Raw genomic sequence first — 7,451 nt, 5'->3', positions numbered from 1 at the left:
ATTTTCTCTTGAAATTCGCGGATAATAACAGCCTGGATTTTTGACATCGGCCATCTCAACAATATCTATACTAATAGTCTCAGCATAGCGATCAAGGAAATACCTAATCGCGTCTTTGCTTATTATTTTTTTGTCTCCATTAGCATGACCTGCCTCGACTTGCTGCACCCACAATTGCCAACTATTCGCGTCCGATACCGAATACAGAGCAACCTTTGTCTTAAGGAAATACCTAACAGTGTCGCCATTCTTTTGGAAAAGACCTAACTCTCCTTCGGCATTACGAAATGCAACTAACTGAATCATTATTATTAATCCTTGAATAAATAGTAATCCATCGTAGCCTCCGACAACTCTGGTAGCTAGGTGGCAACATTAGTACTAGAAATATCCTTATTATTGACTAAGGGATTAAATCTAACTGCATCCTGCAAGTAGTCCGGTGCAAGATGCGCATAAGTCATGGTTTGCAAAATATTGGAGTGACCGAGTATTTTTTGCAGCGTCAAAATATTGCCGCCGTTCATCATAAAATGACTTGCAAAGGTATGCCGTAATGCATGGATTGCCTGACCTTTTGGCAAATCAGGTGCAACCTCTTTAAGCAACTGCCGCACCAGAAAATAATCAACATCTGGGAATACCTTTCCGTTTCCTTTTGCTTTTAGTTCTTTAAACAATTCGGCCGAAATCGGTACTGTTCTATTCTTGCTGTTCTTAGTATTAACAAAAGTCACACGTTGCTGGATAACATCATTTTGGGTCAGTTTAACAACCTCGCCCCACCTTGCGCCGGTCGATAAACACAGTTTTGCGGCCAGTTGTTCTTTACCCGTCAGTGACTCAAGTAAGGCATTAATCTCATCTGTAGATAAAAAGCCCATTTCGCGCGCATGAATGCGCATCAAATTAATGCCAATAATTGGGTGTTCGTTGTGATAGTTACCGTTGTCAATTAACACAGTGAACAGCGACGACAAAGCCCCCTGTTCGCGGTTAACTGTTGCCGGTTTTATTCCAGTTTCAATACGTGCAGCTCGGTAATCAGCAAAACTGGCACGGTTAACTTGTGATGCTTTGGGAAATCCCATTGCTTCATCAATGCGCTCTAATTTTTGTAATATGCTTTTACCCGCTTTCATCGACTGGCCTTGGTATTTCCACCACAGCTCTATTAACTCAGTCAGAGGTCGATTATCTGCTGGTTTTTCCAGCCAATCTTTATCGTTTTGGGTAGCAATAGCCCAGCGTTCAAATTGCTGCGCCTCAGACTTGGTTTTAAACTTCTTCCGGATCCGCTTCCCTTCACGACCCTGTGGCCGCACATCGACCATATAGCCTTCAGCGCCAAGCGATTTTATACTCACAGCCAGCCGAAACCTTTACCCATAATTCCAGCCAACCCTAAAGCAACGGCAATAATAGCTGCAAATAAGGCTCTAAAATCAGTTTTCATATCCTTCCTGATATCTTTTAGATCTGTATCTCTGATTTGTCGTATGTCGGTTTTAATATCGCCGATATCACGCTTAATATACGACACATCTGACTCCAAACGCGCAATGCGACTTTCAACGCCTTCATTTGCCATGTGTTCAGCCCCAGTTTGCCTCGACACTCCCTTTTGAGTGTAATTAAAAGAGGGTAGAGAAATATCACTCATCTTTCATCCTCTTCTTTATTTTTTTTCGCTGTTTCACTCCAATGAAGCACCCAAGCTGCGGCATGAGTCGTAATAAAACCACAGTGATCACACGTTAATTTGTAGTAATAGTTGGCAGGGCTATCTCCGGGATGAGCAGGATCATGTCTAAAGTAAGTAACGAAGCTCTGTTTATTATCGTCTTCTGGATGAAGTAGATCGGCTAGTGTTTGTTTAGACGTTTCCGCAATAATTTGTTCACCATCATGTCCACACATAGGGCATATCTGCGTGACATTTTTTTCGTTCAGATAGTTAATAAAATCAATGGCCGTAATCTGCTGAAGTGCGTCATAGAATTCTTTTTTCATCTGATATTTTTCATTACTCATACTTCCTCCTCAAACCATTGATACCGTTCATGACAAATCCCACCTTTACCCCAAAAATTCTTTATTTTGTAGGCAATTAACCAACCTTCTGGTCTTTTTGGTTCGCAGATGTGCTTTCTGGCCCATCAGGGGAGAGATCAGGTGAGATCTGGCCGATTTCTGGCGCAACATCCCCTGTCATTAGCCACATCGTATATTTCTTAAACTGTGGATGTTTGGTGATTTTCATCAGAGTTCCGCCACCCGGTTCTAACAATCCAGTTTCATATTTCTTAACGGTACTAATTGATATCCCTGTCGCCTCGCAAAATTGAACTTGGCTTAGTTGCTCAACTTTGCGGATAGCTTTTACTTTTTCACCCAGATCACTTGACATGGTTCACTCCAATGAACTATCTTCTGAATGGTTCACTTTAATGAACCTAATTTTACGTTAAACTGCGTGATTATAGAGGGTAGCACTTATGCCAAAGAAACAGAACAGAAGCGTCAATACGTCAATTATCAGGGAGTTGCCGCCTGATTATCCCTTTGGCAACAAGCTATCCGAGTCGATCGCTGACTATGCAAAGCGCCAAGGTATCAATCAGGACACAATCCGAACCCAAGCTGATACCGGACGTTTACCCATCATTCAGCAAAAGAAAGGCGCAAAACGTGAAGTGAATCTGTATGCGATTTACTTAAACGCCCGCTATAAAGCCGAGCGCTATGTGGAGATGATGAATTGATTAGCCAACTGCAACTATCCGCTGCTGCGCGCCAATTAGTTTATAGCCCACGTAATGCACTGGTAAAAGTCAGCGAACACACCAGCGTTTATCGTGGATTCTCTATTACCCGATTGAAACGTAACAAAATAAACATGCTGACTCGCTATCAGGTGAGCCAAGGCGATCAGTCTTACGGCAAGTTTGACGCTCAGGCACAGGCCACTGCTTACATTGATCAACTGCATCAGATGAGGAATGCGTCATGACTCAATCCCCACAGTGTCCATCTCTTGCCGCATTATTGGTGAACGGCCAGCAAGTTACACATCACCGTCACCAACGCGGTTGGTTAGAAACGCCAGACGGTCGACACTTTCAGCCGAAAACTAGCGAAGTACAGTTTATCCCCGGACTCCGAACACCTTATATGGCGAAACCCAGAGCACCTCGTCGCTGGTTTGCCCGCCTTATGGGGATATTCGCTTAACTCATCTTTGCGGAGGTATTGCTATGCAAAAGTCTGCAAGAGCAATTGAACTCACAGCGGAGCAAATAAAAATCGGTCTTATTCAAACGGCCAACGTCCGGCTAATGCTTAACAAAGCATTAAGGAGAACGAATAGAGTTTCCGCATTTTTATCAGGTGTGTCATTTCGCCACAGAGGTTTGATTTACTTCACCGCTGGGCTGCATCGCGATAAACATAAATTAAAGTTTCACGAATTGGATGAATCGGATCGGTTAGCTGTTATTAAGGCGATGAGGGAATTATCGGAATTAACTACCTCATTCCCGAAAGAACTGCCCGATGCTGACGCTGTAATTAATCAAGACCCGTAATTAATTACCAGAAAACCACAGGCGTTTTATACCGCGCCGGGATTCCTATTGCCTGAAAACGAGGAATAGCAAAATGATGAATCGTAGACTTGCTGCAATATCCGCTTCAACTGAAGCCATGCATCAATATTTAAATAGTGCCCGAATGGAGGAGCGGAAAGCCTTTGCGCTTAATGTGTCTGAAAAGTTAACCGCCCTTTCCGATCATATTTCTCAGCGCGACCTAAATAGCATTGAAGCTATTGAGTTAATCCGCCAGGTTGCTGAAAACCTCAAGGCTGTATCTGAGGGACAACGCTAATGGCTGACTTAATCGATATCGCCCAAGAACGGCAAGAAATGGTATTAGCCGCTCAGATAGCTAATGCACGCAGTAAGCCAACTGCACCGTCTGCTTTTATCTGTGAATGCTGCGAGGCTGAAATTCCAGAGCAACGGCGTATCAGCGTACCGGGCGTGGTTTTTTGTGTCACTTGCCAGCAAATCCATGAAGAGAAAAAGAAGCATTATCGGGGTGTATTATGAATCGCTCCCCGCTGAAATGGGCCGGTTCAAAGGCCCGCATTATGCCAACCTTGCTTCAGCATTTGCCAACGGGTAAACGGCTGGTTGAGCCGTTCGCGGGCTCCTGCTCTGTCATGCTGAATACAGATTATGAAGAATATCTGATAACGGATATCAATGATGATCTGATTAACTTCTATGAAATCGCTAAAAGAGAAACGAGCGACTTAATCAATGTGGCTTCCTCACTGTTTCTTACGGCTAATTCCCACGAACAATATTATATTTTCCGCAAAATATTTAATGCACGAAACTGTGATGATATATCCAGAGCTGCAATCTTCCTTTACCTAAATCGCCACTGTTTTAATGGTATTTGTCGCTATAACCAACAAGGGCAATTTAACGTCCCCTATGGCAAGTACAAAGCGCCCTATTTCCCCGAAGCCGAGATCCGTTTCTTTGCTGAAAAAGCCAACAAAGCGACCTTCTTATGTGGTGATTTTTCCGAAGCACTGGAAATGGCTGTTGCGGGTGATGTGATTTATTGCGATCCGCCTTATATCCCAGTATCCAGCACTGCTGATTTTGCCCATTATCACACCGATGGTTTCAGCGCTGAACAGCAATTCCGTTTAGCTCGCCTACTGGCAAGGGCCGCTGAAAATGGCTGTCACGTTGTGGCGTCCAATAGTGATACCCCTACCAGTCGCGATCTCTATAGCCGTTTCACCCTCCACTCGATTACGGCTCCCCGCTCTATCAGTTGTAAGGCGGACGGCCGAAAAAGTATCGGGGAAATCATCGCGACTCTTAGGCACAATGAATGACCAACCATTCATGCGGCCGCAGTACCCCAAACTCGCCTAAACCTCAACCCGGTAACACTGAAACGTTCACCGGGGCTTATTCATGGAACGTACCTCGGGCAGCGATTGCTACCGCTGCCAGTGAGAAGCCAATCAGCGAGGATTTATTCAGACGCTTTGGTCAAATCAATGAACCCATTCCTCGTGCGCGGCGTGTTATGCGCCGCCTTGAGTCTTTGCCTCACTATATCCGCCGCTACTACACCCTACGGGTGGAGAACATTAAACAAAACAGTGGAGCCAAACGAGCCAATAGCTACTTAATCAATTCAATTGAAAAGTACCTATTGCCGCGTGTGGACTGCGTAACAGAGCAATATCAGATTGATATTCGCTCCCATGTATTACTCCCTTTCTACGATGATTTTCGCCGTATTCCTTACTATGGTAAGCGAGAGATCAAACGGTTGGCCTATCGTCTGTCAGATTGCATGACTGGCGAGTTTATCCGCGAATATGACCATCAAATGGGATTGCCTGATGGTGATATTGAAACCGCAATTGTGTCCGGCTATGGTTATATCGGTTTTTTAACTCGTCAGCTAAATACTAACGCACCGAGCTGGGGATTATACGAAAGCCAAACGATGACAGCGGACGAAGCATTACGCGCCACTGCCCGTATTGAGTCCCCTTCATGGTGGTTACGCCGTCTGAAGCATATCCATGATCAGTGGCGTGAACACCTGATGATTGCGGCGGGTTATGTGCACGCCAAATCAGCACCCTATTGTAGTGATCCCGCCCTCAAGGAATGGCAAGCACAGAAGAGGTCTAACCGTGAATTCTTACAGGCGTTTGAGCTGGAAGATGAAGACGGAAACCGGATTTCGCTGGTTGATAAATACGACGGCAGCATAGCCAATCCTGCGATCCGCCGTTGCGAATTAATGACCCGAATGCGCGGGTTTGAGGATATCGCGGAACAAGAGAATTTAGCCGGTGATTTCTACACCTTAACAGCGCCGTCGAAATTCCATTCCATGCACAGCAGTGGCAAGCGCAACCACAAATGGCGTGGTGCCAGTCCACGGCAAACACAGAAGTATTTATGTCGTATCTGGTCACAGGTTCGTGCCGCGTGGAAACGCGCTGGTATCCGAGTATTCGGTTTTCGAGTGGCGGAACCTCACCATGACGAAACACCCCACTGGCATATGCTGCTATTTATGCTGCCTGCTGATATCGAACCAGCTCGCGATATTTTTTGCACCTATGCCCGTTGGGAAGATTCAGAAGAGTTGCAATCACAAGAAGCGCTTAAAGCCCGTTTTCATGTGGTCCCCATTGATAAAGAACTGGGTAGCGCCACCGGCTACATCGCCAAATATATATCAAAGAATATCGACGGTTACGCGCTTGACGATGAGCTGGACGACGAAAGTGGAAAACCACTGAAGGAAACAGCAAAGCGCGTCAGTGCCTGGGCGTCTCGTTGGCGTATTCGCCAGTTTCAGCAAATAGGTGGCGCACCAGTCACGGTATACCGTGAATTACGCCGTCTGCGAGACAAGGAGCTGCGTTTATTCCCAGAGATATCACCGGCTCAGGTTGCCGCTGACGAGGGCAACTGGGCGGGTTACACTCTCGCGCAAGGCGGCCCGTTAGTCGCCCGCAAAGATTTGCGCGTAAGGCTCAATTACGACATCACCGAGAATGGCAACGATTACGGGGATAACGTCAGCCGGATCACTGGCGTCTTTGCCCCTGAATCGGGTTCTAATTCAATTATCTATACCCGCACCACCACTTACAAAATTGTCCCTAAAATCAAAGCTGATGCGGATTTTTCTGTTGACGTTCAGGGCGGCCCGCCGCCCCTTGGAGTTCTGTCAATAACTGTACGCGGTAGCGATCCTCAACCGGAAAAATCGGTTGAAAGCACCCCGCCAGCCGCAGAATTTAGTTATCCAAAACTGCCCAAGAACGCCACAACCAAGCAGATAAAACGTTATCACCAGCAAACCAGCCAGCTTTTTGAGGATATGGGGCGTAAAGAACGGCGAGAACTGGCCGAACGTATCCGCAATGATGGGGATAAAGGAAGAAAAGCGCCTGATAATAGCCAGGTGAAAAAAGCAGAGATAGCTTCCCAGTATCAGCCTGTCGGTGAGTTAGCGGATCAAGTGCTGAGTTTCCTGCGAAAAATCGGCATAGAGCCGGAGCCGTGGGAATTGCGGGCGTTAGTGATGGGGGGTAAGGTGGATTTTGGGGAGGGGTTTTGTTTTTATACTGACACTGTTGACACAACTGTGATAATTGACTCGATAATGTCTAAAATATTTTAACTTAAAGTGTTAATCTGTCATAAATATCCGTTTCTAAAAGTAGAGTGTTATTTTTACAAGGATCTAAATAATGGAAAAAAGTATGGATAATTTCCCTACAGAACAAGACATAAAAGTAAGAGCTTATTGTGTTTTTTTTATAACAGCTACTTTCACCATCGCAAGTATCACGATATTACTACTGAAGTTGTGCGGATATATAG

At 45.5% G+C, this 7,451-nt stretch carries 13 protein-coding genes; 8 read left to right on the top strand and 5 right to left on the bottom strand.

What is annotated here, in order from left to right:
- From V2A85_RS20555 to V2A85_RS20535, 5 genes are all read right to left on the bottom strand, one after another.
- The coding region (locus V2A85_RS20555) for a hypothetical protein (protein WP_420072226.1) at positions 1-306 on the bottom strand (306 nt) is incomplete at its 3' end.
- A gap of 56 nt (positions 307-362) precedes the next feature.
- Complete coding sequence (locus V2A85_RS20550; protein ID WP_420072225.1) at positions 363-1,367, bottom strand: phage integrase; 1,005 nt, start codon at positions 1,365-1,367, stop codon at positions 363-365.
- Positions 1,364-1,663: a hypothetical protein gene (locus V2A85_RS20545; RefSeq protein WP_420072224.1), complete on the bottom strand. Its 300-nt coding sequence runs from the start codon at positions 1,661-1,663 to the stop codon at positions 1,364-1,366. The genes V2A85_RS20550 and V2A85_RS20545 overlap by 4 nt, the downstream gene beginning before the upstream one ends.
- Entirely contained in the window at positions 1,660-2,034 is a 375-nt protein-coding gene (locus V2A85_RS20540) for a hypothetical protein (RefSeq protein ID WP_420072223.1), read from the bottom strand. Before V2A85_RS20540 ends, V2A85_RS20545 begins: the two co-directional genes overlap by 4 nt.
- Before the next feature lie 76 nt (positions 2,035-2,110).
- Positions 2,111-2,410, bottom strand: a complete 300-nt coding sequence (locus V2A85_RS20535; protein ID WP_050131336.1) for a helix-turn-helix domain-containing protein — start codon at positions 2,408-2,410, stop codon at positions 2,111-2,113.
- Positions 2,411-2,498: 88 nt separating this feature from the next.
- Between V2A85_RS20535 and V2A85_RS20530 the strand changes: the two genes are divergently transcribed.
- From V2A85_RS20530 to V2A85_RS20495, 8 genes are all read left to right on the top strand, one after another.
- Positions 2,499-2,765, top strand: a complete 267-nt coding sequence (locus tag V2A85_RS20530; protein WP_048620016.1) for a hypothetical protein — start codon at positions 2,499-2,501, stop codon at positions 2,763-2,765.
- Positions 2,762-3,013: a hypothetical protein gene (locus tag V2A85_RS20525; protein ID WP_420072222.1), complete on the top strand. Its 252-nt coding sequence runs from the start codon at positions 2,762-2,764 to the stop codon at positions 3,011-3,013. The genes V2A85_RS20530 and V2A85_RS20525 overlap by 4 nt, the downstream gene beginning before the upstream one ends.
- The gene (locus V2A85_RS20520) at positions 3,010-3,234 is read left to right on the top strand and encodes a phage filamentation protein Fil family protein (RefSeq protein ID WP_420072221.1); all 225 of its coding nucleotides are present in this window, start codon (positions 3,010-3,012) and stop codon (positions 3,232-3,234) included. The genes V2A85_RS20525 and V2A85_RS20520 overlap by 4 nt, the downstream gene beginning before the upstream one ends.
- A 23-nt stretch (positions 3,235-3,257) precedes the next feature.
- Positions 3,258-3,587, top strand: coding sequence for a DUF5347 family protein (locus tag V2A85_RS20515; RefSeq protein WP_050881577.1), 330 nt, complete (start codon positions 3,258-3,260; stop codon positions 3,585-3,587).
- A gap of 73 nt (positions 3,588-3,660) precedes the next feature.
- Positions 3,661-3,888, top strand: coding sequence for a DUF2732 family protein (locus V2A85_RS20510; RefSeq protein WP_050881578.1), 228 nt, complete (start codon positions 3,661-3,663; stop codon positions 3,886-3,888).
- Entirely contained in the window at positions 3,888-4,112 is a 225-nt protein-coding gene (locus V2A85_RS20505; RefSeq protein WP_050881579.1) for a TraR/DksA family transcriptional regulator, read from the top strand. The genes V2A85_RS20510 and V2A85_RS20505 overlap by 1 nt, the downstream gene beginning before the upstream one ends.
- The gene (locus V2A85_RS20500) at positions 4,109-4,921 is read left to right on the top strand and encodes a Dam family site-specific DNA-(adenine-N6)-methyltransferase (RefSeq protein ID WP_420072220.1); all 813 of its coding nucleotides are present in this window, start codon (positions 4,109-4,111) and stop codon (positions 4,919-4,921) included. Before V2A85_RS20505 ends, V2A85_RS20500 begins: the two co-directional genes overlap by 4 nt.
- Positions 4,918-7,248: a replication endonuclease gene (locus tag V2A85_RS20495; protein ID WP_420072219.1), complete on the top strand. Its 2,331-nt coding sequence runs from the start codon at positions 4,918-4,920 to the stop codon at positions 7,246-7,248. Before V2A85_RS20500 ends, V2A85_RS20495 begins: the two co-directional genes overlap by 4 nt.
- Positions 7,249-7,451: the final 203 nt, after the last annotated feature.

It is taken from the genome of Yersinia sp. 1252 StPb PI, from assembly GCF_048593885.1.
Taxonomy (GTDB): Bacteria; Pseudomonadota; Gammaproteobacteria; order Enterobacterales; family Enterobacteriaceae; genus Yersinia; species Yersinia enterocolitica_E.
Note: the sequence above shows the minus strand (reverse complement) of the source record. Positions and strands in the feature narration are given on the sequence as shown.